We start from the raw sequence: 24,125 nt of genomic DNA, 5'->3' as shown, positions 1-24,125 counted from the left end.
AACATGTATATTTATTTAGAAAATGAATTAGTATTATCGGCAAAGGATATAGTAATTATTATTGACTATATACATTTAAAAAGCAGTAATAACTTTGAATTTTATAATAATGAAATAAAAATAAAAAAAATAATAAATTTAGCTCCAGAAGCTGAAAAAAGTGCAGTGATAACTGATAGTAAAATATATTTTACTTCATATGCACTATCAACTTTGATGAGCCGAGGAAACGAGTATATTAGAATAAGCGGAGGTAGTAATAGTAATGAGTAATAATTATCAAGCGGAAAATATTACGGTCCTTGAAGGACTGGAGGCTGTAAGAAAAAGGCCTGGAATGTATATAGGGACCACTTCTGAAAGAGGACTTCACCATCTTGTATGGGAAATAGTGGACAATGCTGTAGACGAAGCTCTTGCAGGATATTGTGATAAAATTATAGTAAACATACTTCCAGATAACATTATAGAAGTAATTGATAATGGAAGAGGAATACCAGTTGGCATACATCCAAAATACAATAAATCGGCTCTAGAAATAGTACTTACTGTATTGCATGCAGGAGGAAAATTTGAAAATGACAACTACAAAGTATCAGGAGGACTTCATGGAGTAGGGGTATCAGTAGTAAATGCTCTTTCAGAATGGACAGATGTAACTGTAAAAACAGATGGAAAAATTTGGTATCAAAAATATAACAGAGGAATACCTGAAGAGGATGTAAAAGAGATTGGAGTGACAACAGACCATGGAACATCAGTAAGATTTAAAGCAGACCATGAGATATTTGAAACTCTTATTTATGATTACAATACTTTAAAGAATAGATTAAAAGAGTTAGCTTATTTGAATAAAGGTTTAGAAATACACCTTAGTGACAGCAGAAAAGAGCCATATAAAAAAGAGGAATTTAAATTTGAGGGGGGTATAGTAGATTTCCTTAAAGAGATAACAGAGGAAACTGAAAAGCTTATACCAGAACCAATATATATGTCAGGAGAAGTAGATAATGTAACTGTGGATATAGCTTTTCTCTATACAGTGAATCAAGCAGAGGTTATATACTCATTTGTAAATAACATCAATACTCATGAGGGAGGAACTCATGTAAGTGGATTTAGAACTGCTTTGACAAGAGTAATAAATGATGTAGGAAAGGCTCAGGGATATCTGAAGGAAAAAGATGGAAAACTTCAAGGAAATGATATCAGAGAGGGAGTTACAGCAATTGTATCTGTAAAAGTTCCTCAGCCTCAATTTGAAGGACAGACTAAAACAAAGCTTGGAAATTCTGAGGTTACAGGTATAGTATCAACTTTGGTAGGAACTAATCTGAAAATAGTTCTGGAAGATAATCCTAATGATACTAAAATAATAATAGAAAAAATACTTAATTCTAAAAAAGCCAGAGAAGCAGCTCAAAAAGCTAGAGAATTAGTACTTAGAAAATCAGTTCTTGAAGTTGGATCACTTCCTGGTAAACTTGCTGACTGTTCATCTAAAAATCCTGATGAATGTGAAATTTATATAGTTGAGGGAGATTCAGCAGGAGGATCAGCAAAGCAAGGAAGAGATAGATCACATCAAGCTATACTGCCTTTGAGAGGTAAAATACTTAATGTGGAAAAAGCAGGACTTCATAAATCACTTGAGAATAATGAAGTAAGGGCTATGATAACAGCTTTTGGTACAAGTATTGGAGACAGTTTCAATATAGAAAAACTTAGATATGGGAAGATAATACTTATGACAGATGCCGATGTAGATGGAGCTCACATTAGAACACTGCTTCTTACTTTCATTTATAGATTTATGGTAGATCTTATTTATAACGGGAATGTATATATTGCACAGCCGCCTCTATATAAGATAACTACAGGTAAGCAAATAAGATATGCTTATACAGATAAAGAACTTAAAGAGATAACAGATGTTTTTGAAGGGGATGACAGAAAATATACTCTGCAAAGATATAAAGGGCTGGGAGAGATGAATCCTGAACAGCTTTGGGATACAACTATGAACCCTGATACAAGAACACTTCTACAGGTGACTATAGACGATGCAAGAGCAGCAGATATGTTGTTTGATAAATTGATGGGAGATAAAGTAGATCCTAGAAGAGAGTTTATAGAAGAGAATGCAGTATATGTAAAAAATCTTGATATCTAATTAATATGTATATGAATAATAATAAAATATTAATATATAAAAAATTTTTAGAATCAAAGATTGAATATATATATTCTGCTTTAGAAGTTGAGAAATTTTAGGAGGATTAATAATGTCAAATGTTAATAATAGATATATAGAAGATGAGATGAAAGAATCATATCTCGACTATTCCATGAGTGTAATTGTCAGCAGAGCACTTCCAGATGTAAGAGATGGAATGAAACCAGTTCATAGAAGAATACTTTTTGCTATGAGTGAACTTGGAATGACCTATGATAAAGCATATAAAAAATCTGCTAGAATCGTTGGAGAAGTTCTAGGTAAGTACCATCCACATGGAGACTCAGCAGTATATGGAACAATGGTAAGAATGGCTCAAGATTTTAACTACAGATATTTACTTGTAGATGGTCACGGAAACTTTGGATCAATAGATGGAGATTCCGCAGCAGCTATGAGATATACAGAAGCAAGAATGGCAAAAATCAGTAATGAGCTTATAGATGATATTGATAAGAATACTATTGATTTTAGAAAAAACTTTGATGATTCATTAGATGAGCCAACAGTTCTTCCGGCAAAACTGCCAAATTTACTTCTTAATGGTGCAACAGGAATTGCGGTAGGAATGGCTACCAATATTCCTCCACATAATCTTGGGGAACTTATAGATGGAATACTTGCTCTTATAGATAATCCTGAACTTACACCTTTAGATTTAATGGAGTATATAAAAGGGCCAGATTTTCCAACTGGAGGTATAATCGATGGTCAAAAGGGTATCAGAGATGCCTATATGACAGGAAGAGGTAAGGTAAGAGTAAGAGGTAAAGTAGAGATAGAAGAACAGAAAAATGGAAAAGCTTCTATTATAATCAAAGAAATTCCATATCAGTTGAATAAATCTACTCTTATAGAAAGAATAGCTGATCTTGTAAAAGATAAAAGAGTAACTGGAATAACAGATTTGAGAGATGAATCTGACAGACATGGAATCAGAGTGGTTATAGAAGTCAAAAAAGGCGAAGAACCAGAGCTTATACTAAATAAATTATATAAATATACAGAACTTCAAAATACATTTGGTATAATTATGCTGGCTCTTGTAAATAATGCACCAAGAGTACTTAACCTAAAAGAAATACTTCATGAATATATAAAACATAGATTTGAAGTAGTAACTAGAAGAACTAAATTTGATTTGGATAAAGCTGAAAAAAGAGCACATATATTACAAGGTTATAGAATAGCTCTTGATAATATTGACAGAATAATTGAAATCATCAGAGGATCATCAGATGGAAATCAGGCAAGAGAACTTTTAATAGAAAAATATGCTTTCTCAGATGTTCAAGCCAGAGCTATACTAGATATGAAACTACAAAGACTTACAGGTTTGGAAAGAGGAAAAATTGATGCTGAATATGAAGAAATTGAAAAATATATAGCAGAATTGAGAGAGATACTTTCTCATGATTCTAAGATATATGAAATAATTAAAGAAGAACTTCTTTATCTAAAAGAAAAATATAATGATAACAGAAGAACTCTTATTGAAAATGAGAGAATGGAAATACTCCCAGAAGATCTTATAAAAGACGAAAATGTAATACTTACTCTTACTAATAAAGGATATGTAAAGAGAATGGAAGTAAGTAAATATAAAGCTCAAAAAAGGGGAGGAAAAGGGGTAGCAAGCCAAAATACCATAGAAGATGACTTTGTTGAAAGTATAGAATCAGCTTCTAATTTAGATACCCTTATGATATTTACAAATCAAGGAAGAGTATTTAATATAAAAGTTTATGAGATTCCAGAGACTTCTAAACAGTCAAGAGGAAAACTTATGAGCAATATTATCAGAACAAGAGAAGATGAAAAGATAAGAGCTGTCATTAAAACAAGAGATTTCTCTAAAGAAAATGAAGTTGTATTTGTTACTAAAGAAGGACTAATTAAGAAGACTAATCTAGATGAATTTAAAAATATTAATAATTCTGGATTAAAAGCTATCAAATTAAAAGAAGAAGATGATATAATATATGTAGGACTAATAGAGAAGATTGATCAGGAGCAGGTATTTATTGCTACAAAACAAGGATATTCTATTAGATTCAATAGCGATAATGTAAGACCTACAGGAAGAGATACTATGGGAGTTAAATCAATAACTTTAAGACCAGGAGACTCAATTGTATCAGCACTTTTAATTAAAGATGAAGAAGGAAGTATTCTTACAGTAACAGAAAATGGATATGGAAAGAGAACAAGAATAGATGAATATCCATTACAAGCAAGATCAGGTAAGGGAGTAATAAATATAAGATGTAATGCTAAAACAGGAGCAGTTGTATCAGTGCTTCCAGTAACTGAAGGTGAAGAGTTAATGGCTATTACATCATCAGGTATAGTTATAAGAATGCCTCTTGATACCATTGCGCTTTATGGAAGAGCTACTCAGGGAGTAATCATAATGAAAGTTGATGGAGCTGAAAAAGTAGTATCAATAACTAGAGTAAAATCTGAAGAAGAAGAAGAAATATCAGAGCTTAATTCTATTGAAGATGAAACTAACATAGAAGAAGTGGAAATAGTTGAAACAAAGGAAGACTAATATTTTAAAAATGGGGTGGTATATATGAGAAAAGCTTTACTATTATTTGGAAATGAAATGGAAAGAGATAATCTTATTGAAAGTGCAGTTTATTTACAAAACAGTTTAGGCTTTAAAATCATGCCTCTTTACATTAAAGATATGTCTAGAGACAAAATAATAGCTGCTTCTACTGATGGAATGATGATGAGTGGAAGATCACCTTTTATTATGCAAGGTTGGGCTGACATGGAAAAACAGGAGATAGAAGATATTGAAAAAATTCTTAAATCAAAGGGAATTAAAACAGAACTTGAAGTAGATATTGGACTTGTTCCTGAGATAGTTACTGATAGAATGAAAAGTTGTGATACTCTTCTTATTGGAAAAAATGAAGCTATTACTGAGAGAATAGTAAGTATTTTAAAAGGAAATTATAAATCTATAATATTTGTAGGGGAAAAGCCTTTAAAGGGAATGGATAAAGTAATTATTGCCAATGATGATGGAGTAAAAATTAACAGAAGTTGTTACCAGTTTACTAATCTTTTCCCAGAAGTTAAAGAGTTTATTTCATTTGTAATCAATAAAGAAATTGAAGAAAATCATCTTATAGGTTATCTTGAAGGAAAAGAAAAAACTATAAAACATGAAGTACTGAATACAGCAGATTATGATGAAGTTCTTGAAAAAATAAATGAGTGTGATTTCTTTGTAATGGGAAATTTGAGCAGAAGTTATTTCTTTGAAAAAATAATTGGTAAAAATGGTATAAAATTATTAGAAAAAAGTAAAACACCTATATTTATAGGATAGTTTTTAGATAGGAATAAATCATGAAAATATTGGTTATATCAGATTCACATGGTAGACTGGAAAAGTTGATTTCTGTATATGAGAGAGAAAAGCCTGATATGGTAATATGTGCAGGAGATTTTAGTGATGATGCAGAGGAACTTTCTTATGTTTTTCCAGAAAATATTTATCATATAGTTAAAGGAAACTGCGACTATTATGATATGCAAAGAAGTGATGAGATGATTCTTGAGCTAGGGGGACATAAAGTCTTTCTAGCTCATGGTCATCATTACAGGGTAAAACTTGAATATGAGACAATAGAAAAAAGAGGAAGAGAATTGGGATGTGATGTGGTTATATTTGGCCATACTCATAGGCCATATCTTGAAAAGAAGAAAGGTATAACCCTATTTAATCCAGGGGCTGTACTGGGAAATGATTATGGAATAATAAAAATAAATAAAGAAAGTATTGATTTTCTTCTAAAAAGAATTTAAAATAGTTAGATATATAGAAGATTTTTAGCCTTTGACATAGGGAGGAAAAATGAAGGAAAAGGTAGCACAATTAAAGGAACAAGCACAATCTAGCATAGAAAGCGCTGCTTCTTTACAAGAACTTGAAGAGATAAGAGTCAGCCTGCTAGGAAAAAAAGGGGAACTAACAGAGATTTCTAAAGGAATGAAAACTCTTTCTCCAGAAGAAAGATCTGTTATTGGTCAGTTGGTAAATGAAACTAGAGAATTTATCAGCCAAATACTAGATGAAAAAAATAACCAACTAAAAGAAAAAGAAAAAAGAGCAAGACTAGAGCAGGAAATTCTTGATATTACTCTTCCAGGAGAAGAGGTTGAATTAGGAACAACTCATCCTATCACAGAAACAATGAATTTTATGAAAGATATATTTATTGAAATGGGATTTGATGTTGCTGATGGACCAGAAATAGAAAAAGTTGAATATAACTTTGATGCTTTAAATATTCCAGAAACACATCCATCAAGAGACATAACAGATACTTTTTATATTTCTGATAATGTAGTATTGAGAACACAGACATCGCCAGTACAAGTAAGATATATGCTTGAACACAAACCACCTTTCAGAATGATATGTCCTGGAAAAGTTTATAGACCTGACTATGATGTATCTCATACACCAATGTTCCACCAAATGGAAGGATTGATGATAGGTGAAAATATTTCTTTTGCTAATCTTAAAGGAATATTGACTCATTTTGTTAAAAAAGTCTTTGGTGAAACAGAAGTAAGATTCAGACCTCACTTCTTTCCATTTACAGAGCCAAGTGCTGAAATGGATGTACAATGCGCTGTATGTAAGGGTAAAGGATGCAGAGTATGTAAAGATAGTGGATGGTTGGAAATAATGGGATGCGGAATGGTAGACCCAGAGGTATTGAAAGCAGTAGGTTATGATCCTAATGAAGTAAGTGGATTTGCTTTTGGAGTTGGGATAGAAAGGGTAACTATGCTGAGACATGGAATAGATGATCTTAGAGCATTTTTTGAAAATGATATAAGATTTTTAAAACAATTTAAATAATTCTGGAGGGAACAATGTTAATTTCTTTAGACTGGTTGAAACAGTATGTAGACATAAAAGAAGATATAAATCAACTGGAAAATGCACTGACTATGATTGGGCAGGAAGTAGAAGCTATAGATGTTCAAGGTAAGGACCTTAACAATGTAGTTATAGGGCAGATAATTGAATATGGAAAACATCCAAATTCAGATAAACTTACTCTTTTAAAAGTTGATATTGGAGAAGAAGAAAAACTACAAATAATTTGTGGAGCACCAAATCATAAATTAGGAGATAAGGTAGTAGTAGCTAAAATTGGAGCTGTGCTTCCTGGAGACTTTAAAATCAAAAAAAGTAAAATAAGAGATGTTGAATCTTGTGGTATGCTTTGTTCACAAGTTGAGTTAGGAATAGGAGAAGATAAAGATGGAATAATAATCCTTCCTGAAGATGCTCCAATAGGTGAAGAATATAGAAAATACGCAGGAATGGATGATGTTATATTTGAGCTTGAAATAACTCCAAACAGACCAGATTGTCTTTCTCACATAGGAATAGCTAGAGAAGTAGCTGCTTATTATGGAAGAAAAGTGAAATATCCCTCTTATGCTTTGAATGAAGTTATAGAATCAACTAATAACTATGCAAAAGTAAGAGTAGAAGATAAAGAGAGATGTAAAAGATACATGGGAAGAGTTATAAAAAATGTAACTATTTCAGAATCACCTGAATGGCTTAAAAAGAGAATAAGAGCAATGGGATTAAAGCCTATCAATAATATTGTTGACGTTACAAATTTTGTAATGTTTGAGTATAATCAACCTATGCATGCTTTTGATTTGGATAAATTAGAAAACCAAACTGTAGTAATAAGAGCAGCAGAAACTGGAGAAAGAATTACTACATTGGATGGAGTAGAGAGAGAGCTTAATAATGGAGAACTTGTAATAGCTGACGAAGTGAAACCGATAGCTATTGCTGGTATTATCGGGGGACAAGCTACTCAAATTGAACAAGAAACTAAAAATATATTCTTGGAAGTGGCATATTTTACTCCTGAAAATATTAGAAAATCAGCTAAAAGACTTGGAATTGTAACTGATTCTGGATATAGAAATGAAAGAGGGCTTGATATTGAAAATATCAGTGAGGTTATAGACAGAGCTGCTGCTTTAATGGCAGAAGTTGCTTCTGGAGAAGTTTTAGATGAAGTAATAGATAAGTATATAGAGAAACCTCAAAAATTTGAAATCCCTTTAAATATTAATAAACTTAATAATTTTATAGGAAAAAAATTAGAATTTGATCAAGTGGGAAGAATATTTACAAATTTAGGGCTTGGGATCAAAACTTTGTCTCAAGATACTCTTGTGGTAACACCTCCTGCTTATAGACAAGACCTAACTAGACCAGAAGATCTATATGAAGAAGTAATAAGAATGTATGGATTTGAAAATATAGAAGCGATAATGCCAGTAGAAGATATTGGATCTGGATTGAAAGATGTTAAAATATCAGTTGCTGATAATTTAAAAGAGATACTAAAAGAGATAGGGCTGCATGAAGTTATAAACTATACATTTATTCCTAAGGAAGCTTTAGATATACTTCATATAAAAGAAAAGGCAATTGAAATCAGCAATCCTTTAAGCGAAGATATGTCGATAGTAAGGCCTACTTTAATATACAGTCTTCTTGCAAACATTAGAGATAATCTTAATAGAAATCAGTTTAATTTAAGATTTTATGAGGTATCAAAAGTATTTGCACCAGCTGAAGAACTAGCAAAAGAGGATTTGAGAATATGTATAGCAATAGCAGGAAAGCCTGAAAGAACTTTATGGAATCCAAAACCAGAATCATATAATTTCTATACAATAAAAGGATATGTAGAGAAACTTCTTGAATATACAGGAATCAGCAGATATAAACTTGAAAGAAGTACTAAAGATATATTCCATCCAGGTAGAAGTGCTGATATAAGAATAGGAAATGATATTATTGGAACTTTTGGTGAGATACATCCAGATGTTCAGGAAGCTATGGATATAAAAAGAGAAAGAGTTTATGTTGCTGACATAGATTTAACTAGAGCATTAAAATACATGAAAAATGCTGTAAAGTATGAAAGAGTAGTAAAATATCCAGAAGTAACTAGAGATTTAGCCATCGTACTTGATAAAACTGTACTTGTAGGAAATATGATAGATGATCTGAAAAAAGTTTCTCCTTTAATTGAAAAAATAGATATATTTGATGTATATGAAGGAGAAAAAATAGATGGAGATAAAAAATCAGTAGCTATAAGTATAATACTTAGAGACAAGAAAAAAACTCTTACTGAAAAAGAAATAAATAATGTTATTGAAAAAGTGTTAAACACTATCTCTAAAAATTATAATGGAGAGATAAGACAATAAATATTTAGGAGGGTTAAGATGGATTCCTTAAAAGAGTTATTTAAGATAGGAAATGGGCCTTCAAGCTCACATACAATTGGGCCAGAAAGAGCAGCTAAAAAATTTAAAGAGAGAACACCTAATACAGAAAAATATGTAGTGGAACTGTATGGGTCTCTGGCTCTAACAGGAAAGGGACACCTTACTGATTGGATAATAACAGAAACTTTAAAACCAGCTGAAACTAAAATTGTATGGATGCCAGAGGTAGTTTATGACTATCATACTAATGGGATGAAATTTAAAGCTTTAGACAATGATGGAAATGTAACAGAAGAATGGGTAGTTTTCTCAGTGGGTGGAGGAACTATTATGGAATTGGATCAAGAAAGAAGAGGACCTTCAAAAATTTATCCATATTCAAAGATGGATGATATTAAAAAATGGTGTGAAGAAGGAAAAAAAGAGTATTGGGAATATGTTGTAGAGCATGAAGGTGAAGAGATATTTATCTTTCTTAAAGAGATATGGGATGCAATGGCAACAGCTGTAGAAAGAGGAATAGAGAAAACAGGTGTGCTTCCAGGAACTTTAAAGTTATCTAGAAGAGCTCAAGGATTTTATAGAAAGGCAAGAAATAATCATGGAAGAGGAGGATTTCTAGGAAGAATATTTGCTTATACATTGGCAGTATCTGAAGAAAATGGAGCTGGTGGAAGGGTGGTAACTGCCCCAACATGTGGAGCTTCTGGAATCATTCCAGGACTTTTATATGCACTCAGAGAAGAGTATGATATATCTGAAAAAGAACTTCTTAAAGGATTGGCAATAGCTGGGTTAATAGGAAATATAGTAAAAGAAAATGCTACTATATCAGGAGCTGAAGGTGGATGTCAGGCAGAAGTAGGAACAGCATGTGCAATGGCAGCAGGTATGGCATGTTTTCTTTTAGGAGGATCACTGGATCAGATAGAATATGCTTCAGAAATGGCATTGGAACATCATTTGGGACTTACTTGTGATCCAGTAGGTGGATATGTACAGATTCCTTGTATAGAGAGAAATGCAGCAGCCTCTGCAAGAGCATTGGATTCAGCAGCATATAGCCTTTATACCGATGGAAAACATACTATTTCTTTCGATCAAGTAGTTATAACTATGGGAGAGACAGGAAAAGATTTGAAGAGTGAGTATAAGGAAACATCATTAGGAGGACTTGCAAAATTCAGATTTAATGCTGAGTGTTAAAATAAGTTTATAAAAATATATCAAGAGGCAGTCTCAAAGAATTATATAATTTTTTGAGCCGCCTCTTAAACTTTTTATAGAATATGGAGTAAAAATACAGAATTTAAAAGCTTAAAAGAAAGGAAAAAGGTATGAAACTAATTGTAGGCCTTGGCAATCCAGGAGATAAATATGCTAAGACAAGACATAATATAGGATTTGAAGTTATCAATAAATTACAAAAAGATTTAAATATAATAGGGGAAAAGGATAAATTTCAAGGACTTCTAAGTGAAAAAAATATAGATGGAGAAAAAGTTTTATTTTTAAAACCTCAAACATTTATGAACCTCAGTGGAAATTCGATAGCTGCTGTTATAAATTTTTATAAGATAGATGCTAAAAATGATATGATAGTGATCTATGATGATATGGATCTTCCAGTTGGGAAATTGAGAGTCAAAGAGAAGGGAAGTTCAGGAGGTCATAATGGTATAAAATCTATTATTTCTCATCTAGGTGATGAGTTTTTGCGTATTAAATGTGGTATAGGAAAGAGTAAAGATGACACCATAGATTTTGTGCTTGGTCAGTTTGATAAAAGTGAACAAGAAACAGTTGATAAAATGATAGAGAATGCATCTAATTGTGCTTTAGATTTGGTACGTGATGTTGAATTAGGCAGAATAATGCAGAAATATAACAAAAAGTAATGACTTCCGATGGAAAAAAATAACGAAAAGATATTGTTAAATAGATATAAATGTGGTAAACTGATTAGTAGAAATTAACTTTATGAAAGGAGATTCGTATGAGATTTTTTGGTTTCAGAGGTGGAGTGCATCCGCCTGAAAATAAACTACAGACAGAAAATATGCCAGTAGAAAAACTAGCAGCACCAAAAATGTTGTATATATCTTTATTACAACATATAGGATCACCACTAGATCCAATTATAGCTATTGGAGATAAGGTACTTAAAGGTCAGAAAATAGCTGACTCTCAAGCATTTTTAACATCTCCTATACACTCACCAGTGAGTGGTACGGTTAAAAAAATTGAAGAACATGTATTTCCATTAATGGGAAGAATCAAAACTATCATGATTGAAAATGATGGGGAAGAAACTTGGGCAGAATTAACTAAGATAGAAAATTGGGAAACTGCTGACAAGAAAGATTTATTGGCAATGATTAGAGAAAAAGGAATTGTAGGTATTGGAGGAGCAAGTTTTCCTACTCATGTAAAACTTAATCCACCTGCTGATGTAAAGATTGATACTTTGCTATTAAATGGTGCAGAGTGCGAACCTTATCTTAACTCAGACAATAGACTTATGCTTGAGCATCCAGAAACTATAATTGAAGGTATCAAAATCATCAAAAAAGTTTTAGGAGTAGAAACTGCTATTATAGGTATTGAAGAAAATAAGCCTGAAGCAATAGCTTCTATGAAAAAGGCTGCTGAAGGTACAGGAATAGAGATAGCTCCTCTAAAAACAAAATATCCTCAAGGGGGAGAAAAACAATTAATTAAAGCTGTTTTAGATAGAGAGGTTCCATCTGGTAAGCTTCCATCAGCAGTAGGAGTAGTAGTTCAAAATACAGGAACAGCTGCTGCTATTTATGAAGGATTAGTAAATGGTACTCCTCTAATTGAAAAAGTTGTTACAGTTTCAGGAAAAGCAATAGCAAATCCTAAAAATATAAAAATAGCTATTGGAACACCATTTTCTTATATCCTTGATCAATGTGGAGTAAACAGAGATATAATGGATAAATTAGTAATGGGTGGACCGATGATGGGAATGGCTCAATTCTCAGAAGAAGCTCCAGTAATCAAAGGAACTTCTGGATTATTAGCTCTTACAAAAGAGGAAACAAATCCTTATAAACCAAAAGCTTGTATAGGATGTGGAAAATGTATAGGAGCATGTCCAATGCTTCTTGAACCTATTATGTTTGCAAGACTTGCTGCTTTTGAACAATGGGAAGAAATTGGAAAATACAACCTGATGGATTGTATTGAATGTGGATCATGTGCTTACATATGTCCAGCTAACAGACCATTGACAGAAGCTATTAAAATAGGTAAGTCAAAATTAAGAGCAATGAAAAAATAACATACAGTAAAGTTATTAAGTTATTAGGAGGGTACAAGTGACTAATATTTTGAAGATGGGGCCATCACCTCATATAAGAACATCAGAAACAGTTGAAAAAGTAATGTATGATGTAATAATATCTTTAATACCAGCATTTTTAGTTGCTGTATATGTTTTTGGAATAAGAGCATTTATAGTTACTTCAGTTGCTGTATTATCATGTATTGTTACAGAATTTGTTTGTCAAAAAATAATGAAGCAAGATATATCTGTATTTGACGGAAGTGCTATTCTTACAGGTATATTATTTTCTTTCGTTATACCAGTAAATATGTCTCTTATTTATGTAATTATAGGATCGATAGTTTCTATCGCTCTTGGTAAAATGGTATTTGGAGGACTTGGACATAATATATTTAACCCTGCATTAGTAGGTAGAGCATTTGTTCAAGCGTCTTGGCCAGTGGCTATCACTACTTTTGCTCTAGATGGAAAAGCAGGAGCTACAGTATTGGATGCTATGAAAAGAGGACTTCCTCTAGATGGAGCTTTAATAGAAGGTGGAAACCAATATGCTCAGGCTTTTATAGGTAGAATGGGTGGATGTTTAGGAGAAACTTCAGCTTTAGCTCTTCTTATTGGAGGAATATATCTTATCTATAGAGGACAGATAGACTGGAAAATGCCTGCTTTAATAATAGGTACAGTATTTGTTCTTACTTGGGCAATGGGAGGAGATCCTGTAATGCAAATCCTTTCAGGAGGATTGTTTTTAGGAGCTTTTTATATGGCAACAGATATGGTAACAAGTCCATATACACCAAAAGGAAAAGTAATATTTGCATTGGGATTAGGACTACTTATATCTTTAATTAGAATGAAAGGTGGATATCCAGAGGGAGTTGCTTACTCTATCCTTATCATGAATGGAGTTGTTCCATTAATTAATAGATATACTGCACCTAAAAAATTTGGTGAGGTGAAGTCTAATGAAAAATAGATTTGTACATTATGGAGCAGTTCTTTTTATAATCGCTGCTGTATCAGCTGGAATATTGGCTGTAGTAAATAATCTAACTAAAACTGTAATAGAAAATAATGAAATTGCAGCTGTAAACTTAGCAAGAAAGAATGTTCTATCTTCTGCTGATACATTTAAACCTGAAGAGTCAGTAAAAGCTGAAGGGTTAGAGTTTATACCAGGGTATAATGCAGCTGGAGAGCTTACAGGTTATGTTGTATCTGTTGCTCAAGGTGGATATGCTGCTGATATCAACTTTGTTTTAGGAATTGATAAAGATGGTAAAATTGCAGGATTGGATATAATAGGAAGTCAAGAGACTCCAGGACTTGGAGCTAAAGTTATGGATAAAGCATGGCAGGCTATCTGGATAGGAAGAGATTCATCATATACTTTCAATAAATCTACAGATGCATTTGCTGGTGCTACTATATCTCCAACAGCAGTTTATACTGGAATGATGAGAGCATTGACAGTGTATGACAAAGAGGTGAGAAAATAGTGGAGAAAAATAACTACGGAAAAATATTCTTTGAGGGTATATTCACAGGAAACCCTGTATTTATCCTTCTATTGGGACTATGTCCTACACTTGGAGTTACAAGTTCAGCAATAAATGGTATGTCAATGGGACTAGCTGTTGTAGCTGTTCTTGCTTGTTCAAACGTTTTAATCTCTGCATTTAAGAAATTAATTCCAGATCAAGTTAGAATTCCAGCATTTATCATGATCATAGCTTCATTGGTTACAATTGTTGAAATGATTATGAAGGCATATACTCCTGATCTTTATAAAGTATTGGGATTATTTATTCCTCTTATAGTTGTTAACTGTATAGTATTGGGAAGAGCAGAAAGTTTTGCATCAAAAAATGGTGTACTGGCATCTCTAGTTGATGGAGTAGGAACAGGACTTGGATTCACTCTGTCTCTTACAGTATTGGGTGCTATCAGAGAGGCTCTTGGTAACGGATCTGTATTCGGTATCAACTTTGCCCCTACAAGCTTCACTCCTGCACTTATATTTATACTTGCACCTGGAGCTTTCCTTACAATTGGATGTATAATAGCAACTCTTAATTATCTAAAGATGAAAAAGAGTAAGGAGGGATAGAAAGTGACTTTTGGAAGTATTTTTAGTATTATAGTAGGTTCTATATTTATAAACAACGTTATCTTTGCTAAGTTCTTGGGATGTTGTCCTTTCATGGGGGTATCTAAAAAAATAGATGCTTCATTGGGAATGGGAATGGCAGTAACTTTCGTAATAACTCTAGCTTCAGGGATAACATGGCTTGTATATCATTTTTTACTTGCTCCATTTGGATTAGACTATTTACAAACAATAGCTTTTATATTAATTATAGCAGCTCTAGTTCAATTTGTTGAAATGGCTATTGCTAAGACTTCACCAAGTCTTTACAAAGCTCTTGGAGTATTTCTTCCTCTTATCACAACTAACTGTGCGGTACTAGGGGTAGCAATTATAAATATCCAAGAAGGATTTAACTTTATTGAAACATTAGTAAATGGATTTTCTGTTGCAGTAGGATTCTCACTAGCATTAGTATTACTTGCTGGTATTAGAGAAAGAATAGAATACTCAGCTATTCCAGCACCATTTAAAGGAGTACCAATTGCATTTATATCAGCTGGACTTCTTGCTATGGCGTTTATGGGATTTAGTGGAATGCAAATATAAATATTTTGGAGGTTAATATGAACGCAGTAATAATGCCTGTACTGGTTTTAGGACTAACAGGTCTTGCTATGGGGTTGTTCTTGGCCTTTGCTTCGAAGAAGTTCGAAGTTGAAGTGGACCCAAAAATAGAACAAATAATGGGTATTCTTCCTGGTGCAAACTGTGGAGGATGTGGATTTCCTGGATGTGCTGGATATGCATCAGCAGTTGTAAATGAAGGTGCAGGAATGTCACTATGTGCCCCTGGAGGAGCTAGTGTAGCTGAAGGAATTGGGCAGATCATGGGAGCTACAGTAGAAGTATCTGATGAAAAAATAGTTGCTAAAGTATTATGCCAAGGAGATAATACAAGAACTACTAAAATATATGAGTTTGATGGAGAACTTCAAACTTGTGCTGCAATGATGCTTTATGCAGGTGGAGATAAATCATGTGTTTACTCATGTTTAGGACATGGGGACTGTGAAAGAGTATGTCCAGTTAATGCAATTAAAGTAAATGATAAAGGTATTGCTGAAGTGGATGAAGATAAATGTATATCTTGTGGACTATGTCAAAAAGCATGTCCTAAGAAAGTTATCTCTATGCTTCCTCAAAATAAAAAAGTTACAGTACTTTGTTCTTCTAAAGAAAAAGGTGCTACAGCTAGAAAAGCTTGTTCTACAGCTTGTATAGGATGTGGATTATGTAAAAAAGCATGTCCAGTAGATGCTATTACAGTTGAAAACAATCTTGCTAAAATAGATCCAGAGAAATGTATCCAATGTGGTTTATGTGCTGCTAAATGTCCTACAAATGCGATAAAAAGCGAAATAAAGGAAATTAAAAAAGCTGAAATTATAGAAGAAAAATGTGTTGGATGTACTCTATGTGCTAAAGTTTGTCCAGTAGGTGCTGTTGAGGGAGAACTTAAAGCTAAACATAAAATAGATCAAGAAAAATGCATAGGTTGTGGATTATGTTTTGATAAATGTAAATTAAAAGCTATCAAAATGAATGTAATCGAAAGAAGAGACTAATTGTTATATAAACAATAATAAGAGACACTCATTAAAATTGAGTGTCTTTTTTTGTGAATATATAATTGTATAAAATTTGGGATGTATAATATGGCTGTAAATATTTGGTGCTGATAGTAAAAACAGTATTAACACCTTTTTTGATACTATGCTTTTTAATTATAGATTAGTTGATATAAAATTTTTTCTGAAAAAGTATTTTATATAAGAGATTAATTTTTATCACAGAAAGTTATGATTTGCAAAAATTTTTTATACTCTTATTTTTCACACTTTCTATAGTTTTATTATTGATTATATACATGTAATAAAATTATAAAATGCAATATCCTAAAAATTTTATAATATAATTTTATCTGAAACAGAGACGTTATTTTTTTAAAACTATTTATAATAAATAAAAAAGAAACTAATTTAAAAGATAAATAAAATTTGAAAATACCTCTATTAATGAGTTTATTAAAATAATATTTTTTCTTTAGTATTTAGTTTCATTTTTGCTGAGATTATTCAACTAATATTTTAATTTCGTAAGGGACATCTTTTTTACTTTTAACCCCTATTCCCTCAGGATTGAAAAATATATTAGCATATTCATCTATTATTTTCAAATTATTTTCTTTTATCCAATTAAAAAGTTCAGTTAAAACAGTACTGTTCTCAAAACTTCCTTTACCTAAAATAGAAGCATACTTTCCTTTTTTTAAAATAATAGAATTATGAAGTTCTGGATTATCAGTAGTTATATACCCATTTTCTAAAGAGTTTTCATTAGGTAAATCTTCTATCTTTTTTCTAATTGTATGGGAGAGGATTTTATATCCTTTTTCCTCATGCTTTATTACATTTTTAATCATACTAAGCAAATTTTCTTCCTTTGAAATATTAACTTCTTTGAGAATTCTAACACCTTTTTTTTCTTCAACTTCTTCTAAAAAAGGTATTCCAATTTTTCTTGGTTTCTTATTTAAATCTGTCAGTAATTCTTTCTCTATTGATTTTAGTTTTTTTATCTCTTCCTGAACTCTGTTCAGAACATTTTTTATCATCTCTATATCTTTTTCATTATTTTTTTCATTTCCTAAAAACTCTTTAATTTCCTTTATTGTAAAGCCTAAATCTCTAAGTGTAACAATTTTTTTTATAAGTATTAATTGTTCACTAGAATAATATCTGTATCTGCTTTCTTTTTTTAGTTGAGGTGAAAGTAAGCCTTCCTTATCATAAAATCTTAATTTTGAAGTAGGGACTTTTGTAATTTTAGAAATTTCACCAATAGAAAGATATTTTTCCATCTGTTACCCTCCGAATATATTTATTAAAAAATAGTTTTAAAAAATCTTGACTTTAAAGTAGCTTTAAAGTTTATAATAAGACTTGTGAATAAAAAAGAAAAATATTTTAGACTCTAAAATATGTATAATGACAATTTTAAGATAATTTAAATATTTTCAACTTTAAACTTACTTTAAAGTTTAGAATAGAAATTGTAAAAATAAGTGTATATATAAAATAAAAAATTTAAAATTGTATATCTTATATAATAACAATTTTAAAAATAATTTTCTAATAATTTTTTATATTGAGAATAAAAATATTCAGGAGGTAACAATGAAAAAAATATTGGGATTACTTTTAATATTAAGTAGTTCACTATTTGCTAGAGAGATTACTCTAGATCAAGCTATACAGATGTCACTGGAGAATAGTAAAGAAATTAAAATTTCTGAGAAGGATGTTGAAGTAGCAAAATTAAATGTAGGAATTGCATTTAAAGATGCACTGCCAAGTGTGGTATATAGTGGAACATATACAAGAAGTGAATCTGAACGTCAAATGTATAAACATGGATGGGAAAATCAGGTAGACAGAAAGGGTGGATATACTCAGACTATATCTATATCACAGCCATTATTCCAAGGTGGAGCTGTTCTTGGTGGAATAAAAGGAGCTAAAGCTTACAAAAGTATAGCTAATCTTTTGTATTTAGGTGAAAGAAGAGACGTGAGATTGAGTACAATTCAAAATTATTCTAATATAGTTAAATATGAGAAAGATTTAGAGGCTTTGGAATCTTCTAAAAGAGAACTGCAAACAAGATATAATAAACAGAAAGCACAGTTGGATTTAAGACTTATCACAAAAACAGATCTGTTAAAAACAGAATATTCACTTTTAGAAGTTGAGTCACAAATCATTGGAACAAAAAATGGAATAACTATTGAAAAAGAAAATCTTAAAATAAAAACAGGAATACCTAAACAGGAAGATGTAACAGTGGTAGATTTTAATGTTCCTATGTATTTAAGTAGAAATATAAACTTCAAAGCAGATTTAGATCAAGCTATGAATGAGAGTATAAATGCTTTAGTAGCTAAGAACTATGTAGAAGCAGCAGATGCTTCAAAAATGGTGTCAAGAGCAGATATGCTTCCTAAGGTAAATGCTTTTGCAAGTTATGGAACATCAGAAAGAACAAAATATAATCCAACAATAGATGAAGCTGAATGGAGAGGCGGAGTACAGGTAACATGGAATGTATTTGAATTTGGAAAGAACTATGACAGCTATAAAGTAGCAGCAATAGGAAAAGAACAGGAAATGTTGAGAGAGAAAATATCAAAAGATAGTATTGATATAAGTGTAACAGATGCTTATTTGGAATTAATCAGAATGGAAAAAGAGAGAGATTCTAAAGAGAGAGCAATGGAAGCAGCTATAGAGAACTTCAGAATGGATCAGGAAAGATACGATGCAGGATTAATTTCAGCAGTAGATTATCTATTGTCTGAATCACAGGAAAGAGAGGCAAAAGTAGCATACAATCAAATAGTAATAGATTATCTATATGCATTTGAAAAATATAGATCATTGCTTATTTAGTTTATATAAATATTGAAATTAATCATCAGGGATTTTAGGAGGAACAAGAATGAAAAAAGCAGGTTATTTAATATTATTTTTAATATTAGTTATGACAGGTTGTGGGAAAAAACAAGAAGAAGTGATAGAGAAAAAAGTTAAATATGTTATCACAGAACCTGCAACAATGAGAAAAATGAATCAGGTATTTAAATCAGATGCTGTACTGGAACCTAAAAACAAGGTTAATCATCAGACTGAAAAAGGTGGAACGATAGAGAAAATACTTAAAAGAAATGGAGACACAGTAAAAAAAGGCGAGCTTGTAATGGAACTTTCAGATGCTGCTACAGAATCAAGTTATTTCACAGCAAAAGCTAACTATACATCAGCACTGTCTTCACTTAATATTGCAAAGAACAACTATCAAAAATTTGAGAGCCTTTATGAGAAAGAGTTAGTATCTTACCTTGAATATATAGGTTATGAAAATACTTATGTAAGTGCAAAAGGAAATTATGAAGCAGCTAAAGCATCTTATGAAAATGCAAAAAGCGACTATGATAAATTATTCAGGAAAGCTGAAATAGATGGAATTGTAGGAAACCTTTTTGGAAAAGAAGGAAATGAAATATCATCAAGTGAAATTATATTCACAGTGGTAAATGATAAATCTATGGAAACTTATGTAGGATTCCCAGCAGAGTGGCTTACTCAAATAAAAGTAGGACAGGATCTGGAAGTTGAAGTAGGAGCATTAGGTAAGAAATTTGTTGGAAAAATCTTAGAAATAAACCCAATTGCAGATTCAGCAACTAAAAAATATATGATAAAAATAGCGGTTGATAATCCTGATAGAGCTATAAAAGATGGAATGTATTCATATGTAACTATTCCAGTAGGAGAAATTGATGTACTGTCAGTTTCAGATGAAGCAATATTTGTAAGAAACTTGCTAAGCTATGTATTTAAAGCAGAAGATGGAGTGGCAAAAAGAGTAGAGGTAAAAACAGGAGCTACAAATCTTCCATATACTGAAATTTCTTCAGACAATATAAAAGAAGGAGACAGAATAGTAGTTAAAGGTATCTTCGGATTAGAAGAAGGAAATGAAGTAGAGGAAAATACAGAAGCAAAGTAATAATTGAAGAATAATAAGAGTTAAAAGAAAATAATGAGGTGAATAAATAAATGACTTTAGCAGGTTTATCAATACGTAGACCAGTTGCTACAACAATGCTTATGGTATCTGTTATGTTCATTGGATTAATGGCAATGTTTTCTATGAAATCAGAGCTTTTACCAAATATGAATATCCCAGTTGTTACAGTTAGAACAACATGGCAGGGGGCAGTAGCAGAAGATGTAGAGACACAGGTTACTAAAAAAATAGAGGAAATACTTCCTAACGTTGAAGGAATAGATAAAATAGAATCAACATCAACTTATGGTCAGTCAACAATATCAGTAAAATTTGACTATGGAATTGATGCAGATGATAAAGTAACAGAGATACAAAGAGAATTATCAAAGATAACAAATGATCTTCCTAGTGATGCTGACACTCCTGTAGCGAAGAAAGTTGAAGTAGGATCAGGAAATCTGACTTTGGTAATAATGCTGAGTGCTCCTAACAAGACAGAGTTAAGTAGTTTTGTTGAGGAATATCTGAAACCTAAATTTGAAAGTTTGCCTGGTATAGGAGAAGTAAATGTTTATGGAAATCCTGATAAACAGGTGCAGATTCAAATAGACAGTGACAAGCTTGCAGCTTATGATCTTTCTCCTACAGAACTTTATGAAATGATAAGAGTATCGAGCTTAAATCTGCCTTTGGGAACAATAAGTACAGGATCTAAAGATGTAATTGTTAGATTTATGGGAGAATTAAACTATATAGATACTTTTGAAGATATGATTTTAAATAGTAATGGAAATACTTTAAGGCTTAAAGATGTAGCTAATGTTGTATTGACTACAGAAGATCCAGAGGATATATCATATCTTTCAGGAAAAGAATCAATAGCAGTAGTAGTTGAAAAATCATCAGATGGAAGCACAATAGATCTTAACAATAAAGCTTTAGATGCTTTAGAAGTATTAAAACCTATTATGCCTCCAAATACTGAATACAGTATACTTTTGGATACTTCAGAAGATATTAATAAATCTATTTCAAATGTTAGTGGAACAGCAGTGCAAGGACTTATTCTTGCAACAATAGTATTATATTTGTTCTTGAAAAATATAAGAGCAACACTATTGGTATCAGCAGCTCTTCCAGTAGCGGTTATATTTACATTTGCATTCCTTGCATTAAATGGAACATCTTTGAACTTGATATCTCTAATGGGATTATCAATAGGAGTGGGAATGCTGACAGACAACTCAGTAGTTGTTGTGGATAATATATACAGACATATGACAGAACTTAAAGCTCCAGTAATGGAGGCTGCTGATAATGGAACTACAGAAGTAACTATGTCAGTTATAGCATCAGCTTTGACAACAATGGTTGTATTTATCCCTATACTGTTTATTCCAGGGATAGCAAGAGAAATAAATAGAGATCTGGCCTATTCCATTATATTTTCAAACCTTGCAGCTATAATAGTTTCACTTACTTTGATACCTATGCTTGCCAGCAGATTTCTTACAAATAAAACAGATATTACAAAAGAAGGAAAATTTTTTGGAGCAGTAAAAAGCAACTATTTGAAAATAATAAACTGGGCTGTAAAAAACAGATGGAAAACAGTAGGAACAACATTAGTTATATTTATGTTTACAATAATGACAACTCCTAAACTTTTAAAAATGGAATTTATGCCTAAGCAGGATCAAGGAAGATATTCAATAGTTGCAGAACTAGGTAAAGGATTGGATATTGAAAAATCTGGAGCAATGGCTAAGGAAATAGAAGAGATAATTAAAAATGAACCTAATACTCAAAGCTATTTTACTATTGTTCAAAAGGACAGTTTTTCTATTAATGTTGACATAGGAAAAAAAGATACAAGAAAAACTTCTGTATTTGAAATAATCAATAAGTTGAGACCAATTGTTGAAAAAATCCCTGATACAAGAACAAATTTATCAGAAGATTTTGCAATGGGATCACAGCAGAGAGATGTTCAGTTTGATATTGTTGGAGCTAATCTCGAAGAGATTAAAGAAGTTGGAGCAAAGGTACTTGAAGAAATCAAAAAATATCCAGGAGCAGTTGACGTAAAATCAACATTGGATCCAGGAAACGTTGAGGCAAGAGTAGTACTTGACAGAGATAAAATTAAAAGTTACGGAATCAGCCCATCTGTAATTGCTAAAACACTAAGTTATTCAATATTGGGAGGAGACAGATCAGATACAGTAACTGTTAAAACTGGAATAGAAGAGATAGATGTTATGGTAAGACTCCCTAAGAATAAAAGAAATGATATTAATGCTTTAAAAAATATTAATATAAAAATAGGCAGTGGAAAATTTATAAAATTATCTGACGTTGCAGAAATAGTAATGGCAGAGGGATCATCAGAAATAAATAAAACAGATAGAATATACAGTGTAACAGTTTCTGCAAATGATGGAGGAGTGGGAATAAATGCTATTCAAAATAAGCTTGTGGAAGCTTACAATTCAACTAATCCTCCAAAGTCCATCAGTTATAGATGGAGTGGAGATTCTGAAAGTTTAGGGGATACAGTAAGTCAGTTGGGACTTGCATTGGGAATAGCAATTTTCTTGATATATGCACTTTTGGCATCCCAATTTGAGAACTTTGTGCTTCCAGTGATAATTATAGGATCAATACCACTTGCATTGATTGGAGTATTATGGGGACTTATTCTTACAAATCAGGCTGTAAATATTATGGTTATGATAGGAGTTATACTTCTGGCAGGGGTGGTTGTAAACAATGCCATTGTACTGATTGACTTTATCAAAATGACCAGAGAAAGAGGAAGTGAGAGACAGGAAGCAGTAATAGAATCTTGTAGAACGAGGCTTAGACCTATCCTTATGACAACTATGACAACAGTACTTGGAATGCTGCCATTATCATTGGGAATAGGAGAGGGAGCAGAAATATATAGAGGTATGGCTATTACAGTTATGTTTGGACTTACATTCTCAACACTTCTGACATTGGTTGTAATTCCAATACTATATACAATGATCGAGGACATGAATAATGCTGTCTTGAGATTTATCAAGAGAACAATTATTAGAATTAAAATGCTTTTACCTAAGAAGTTAACTGGAAGAAAGTAGAGGGGAGGATAAGAAATGACTGATGGACATTACAACTACAAGATGATATTCGTAAATATAAATGAATCACAAAAAAGAAGGTTGGAAGAATTTTTTGATGAAATAAAATTCTATTATTACACTATTCAAAAGAAAATAGAAAGTGTATGGGATGCTAAAGTGAAACATAAAGATACTCTTACATGGCCAGGAACAGACTGTACCTTTATCCTTACTGTACCAGAAAGAAATCTGGATAAAATGCTGAAAAATTTGAAGACGTTCAGAATGTCACTTCCATATGGAGTAGTTATGACAGCAGGAGTGATTCCTGTAGATAGAATAATTATAGATTTTCTTAATGAAGATATAATTCCTGATGGGGAACTTTTAGCAAGATTAAAAGAAAAACATAAAGTAAAATAGATA

At 31.8% G+C, this 24,125-nt stretch carries 20 protein-coding genes; 19 read left to right on the top strand and 1 reads right to left on the bottom strand.

Annotated features, from left to right (window positions below):
• Positions 1-3: 3 nt before the first annotated feature.
• The 15 genes from remB to C4N20_RS06105 all read left to right on the top strand — a co-directional run bounded on the left by remB (position 4) and on the right by C4N20_RS06105 (position 16,583).
• Positions 4-273, top strand: coding sequence for an extracellular matrix regulator RemB (gene remB, locus C4N20_RS06175; RefSeq protein ID WP_005978546.1), 270 nt, complete (start codon positions 4-6; stop codon positions 271-273).
• Entirely contained in the window at positions 266-2,173 is a 1,908-nt protein-coding gene (gyrB, locus tag C4N20_RS06170) for a DNA topoisomerase (ATP-hydrolyzing) subunit B (protein ID WP_005978544.1), read from the top strand. The genes remB and gyrB overlap by 8 nt, the downstream gene beginning before the upstream one ends.
• A 112-nt stretch (positions 2,174-2,285) precedes the next feature.
• The gene (gene gyrA / locus C4N20_RS06165; protein ID WP_005978542.1) at positions 2,286-4,790 is read left to right on the top strand and encodes a DNA gyrase subunit A; all 2,505 of its coding nucleotides are present in this window, start codon (positions 2,286-2,288) and stop codon (positions 4,788-4,790) included.
• 24 nt (positions 4,791-4,814) lie between these two features.
• Positions 4,815-5,585, top strand: coding sequence for a hypothetical protein (locus C4N20_RS06160; RefSeq protein ID WP_005978540.1), 771 nt, complete (start codon positions 4,815-4,817; stop codon positions 5,583-5,585).
• A gap of 20 nt (positions 5,586-5,605) precedes the next feature.
• Positions 5,606-6,064, top strand: coding sequence for a YfcE family phosphodiesterase (locus tag C4N20_RS06155; RefSeq protein ID WP_005978538.1), 459 nt, complete (start codon positions 5,606-5,608; stop codon positions 6,062-6,064).
• A gap of 49 nt (positions 6,065-6,113) precedes the next feature.
• Entirely contained in the window at positions 6,114-7,130 is a 1,017-nt protein-coding gene (pheS, locus tag C4N20_RS06150; RefSeq protein WP_005978535.1) for a phenylalanine--tRNA ligase subunit alpha, read from the top strand.
• Positions 7,131-7,144: 14 nt separating this feature from the next.
• Positions 7,145-9,532, top strand: coding sequence for a phenylalanine--tRNA ligase subunit beta (gene pheT, locus C4N20_RS06145; RefSeq protein ID WP_005978534.1), 2,388 nt, complete (start codon positions 7,145-7,147; stop codon positions 9,530-9,532).
• Positions 9,533-9,550: 18 nt separating this feature from the next.
• A complete protein-coding gene (locus C4N20_RS06140; protein ID WP_005978532.1) occupies positions 9,551-10,759 on the top strand; it encodes an L-serine ammonia-lyase, iron-sulfur-dependent, subunit alpha in 1,209 nt (402 codons plus the stop codon).
• Between the two features lie 131 nt (positions 10,760-10,890).
• A complete protein-coding gene (pth, locus tag C4N20_RS06135) occupies positions 10,891-11,451 on the top strand; it encodes an aminoacyl-tRNA hydrolase (RefSeq protein ID WP_005978530.1) in 561 nt (186 codons plus the stop codon).
• 98 nt (positions 11,452-11,549) lie between these two features.
• On the top strand, positions 11,550-12,860 hold the full coding sequence (gene rsxC / locus C4N20_RS06130) for an electron transport complex subunit RsxC (RefSeq protein WP_005978528.1): 1,311 nt from the start codon (positions 11,550-11,552) through the stop codon (positions 12,858-12,860).
• A 37-nt stretch (positions 12,861-12,897) separates the two neighbouring features.
• Complete coding sequence (locus tag C4N20_RS06125; RefSeq protein WP_005978526.1) at positions 12,898-13,842, top strand: RnfABCDGE type electron transport complex subunit D; 945 nt, start codon at positions 12,898-12,900, stop codon at positions 13,840-13,842.
• The gene (locus C4N20_RS06120) at positions 13,832-14,365 is read left to right on the top strand and encodes an RnfABCDGE type electron transport complex subunit G (RefSeq protein WP_005978524.1); all 534 of its coding nucleotides are present in this window, start codon (positions 13,832-13,834) and stop codon (positions 14,363-14,365) included. The genes C4N20_RS06125 and C4N20_RS06120 overlap by 11 nt, the downstream gene beginning before the upstream one ends.
• Positions 14,365-14,976, top strand: coding sequence for an electron transport complex subunit RsxE (gene rsxE / locus C4N20_RS06115; protein ID WP_005978522.1), 612 nt, complete (start codon positions 14,365-14,367; stop codon positions 14,974-14,976). Before C4N20_RS06120 ends, rsxE begins: the two co-directional genes overlap by 1 nt.
• A 3-nt stretch (positions 14,977-14,979) precedes the next feature.
• Positions 14,980-15,564 (top strand): electron transport complex subunit RsxA, encoded by a 585-nt coding sequence (rsxA, locus tag C4N20_RS06110; RefSeq protein WP_005978520.1) that lies wholly within the window; start codon positions 14,980-14,982, stop codon positions 15,562-15,564.
• Between the two features lie 17 nt (positions 15,565-15,581).
• Positions 15,582-16,583 (top strand): RnfABCDGE type electron transport complex subunit B, encoded by a 1,002-nt coding sequence (locus tag C4N20_RS06105; RefSeq protein ID WP_005978518.1) that lies wholly within the window; start codon positions 15,582-15,584, stop codon positions 16,581-16,583.
• A gap of 506 nt (positions 16,584-17,089) precedes the next feature.
• Here C4N20_RS06105 and C4N20_RS06100 read toward each other — a convergent pair.
• Positions 17,090-17,878, bottom strand: a complete 789-nt coding sequence (locus C4N20_RS06100) for a helix-turn-helix domain-containing protein (RefSeq protein WP_005978516.1) — start codon at positions 17,876-17,878, stop codon at positions 17,090-17,092.
• A 316-nt stretch (positions 17,879-18,194) separates the two neighbouring features.
• On the opposite strand from C4N20_RS06100, the gene C4N20_RS06095 reads away from it, so the two are divergent.
• Genes C4N20_RS06095 through C4N20_RS06080 form a run of 4 tightly spaced genes read left to right on the top strand, consistent with a single transcriptional unit; the run spans position 18,195 to position 24,122 of the window.
• Complete coding sequence (locus C4N20_RS06095; protein ID WP_106878561.1) at positions 18,195-19,466, top strand: TolC family protein; 1,272 nt, start codon at positions 18,195-18,197, stop codon at positions 19,464-19,466.
• A 49-nt stretch (positions 19,467-19,515) separates the two neighbouring features.
• On the top strand, positions 19,516-20,586 hold the full coding sequence (locus C4N20_RS06090; RefSeq protein ID WP_005978510.1) for an efflux RND transporter periplasmic adaptor subunit: 1,071 nt from the start codon (positions 19,516-19,518) through the stop codon (positions 20,584-20,586).
• 50 nt (positions 20,587-20,636) lie between these two features.
• Positions 20,637-23,717, top strand: a complete 3,081-nt coding sequence (locus tag C4N20_RS06085; RefSeq protein WP_005978508.1) for an efflux RND transporter permease subunit — start codon at positions 20,637-20,639, stop codon at positions 23,715-23,717.
• Between the two features lie 15 nt (positions 23,718-23,732).
• A complete protein-coding gene (locus tag C4N20_RS06080) occupies positions 23,733-24,122 on the top strand; it encodes a PG0541 family transporter-associated protein (RefSeq protein WP_005978506.1) in 390 nt (129 codons plus the stop codon).
• Positions 24,123-24,125 lie beyond the last annotated feature (3 nt).

Source organism: Fusobacterium ulcerans (assembly GCF_003019675.1).
Classification (GTDB): Bacteria; Fusobacteriota; Fusobacteriia; order Fusobacteriales; family Fusobacteriaceae; genus Fusobacterium_A; species Fusobacterium_A ulcerans.
This window is presented reverse-complemented; position numbering and strand designations above follow the sequence as displayed.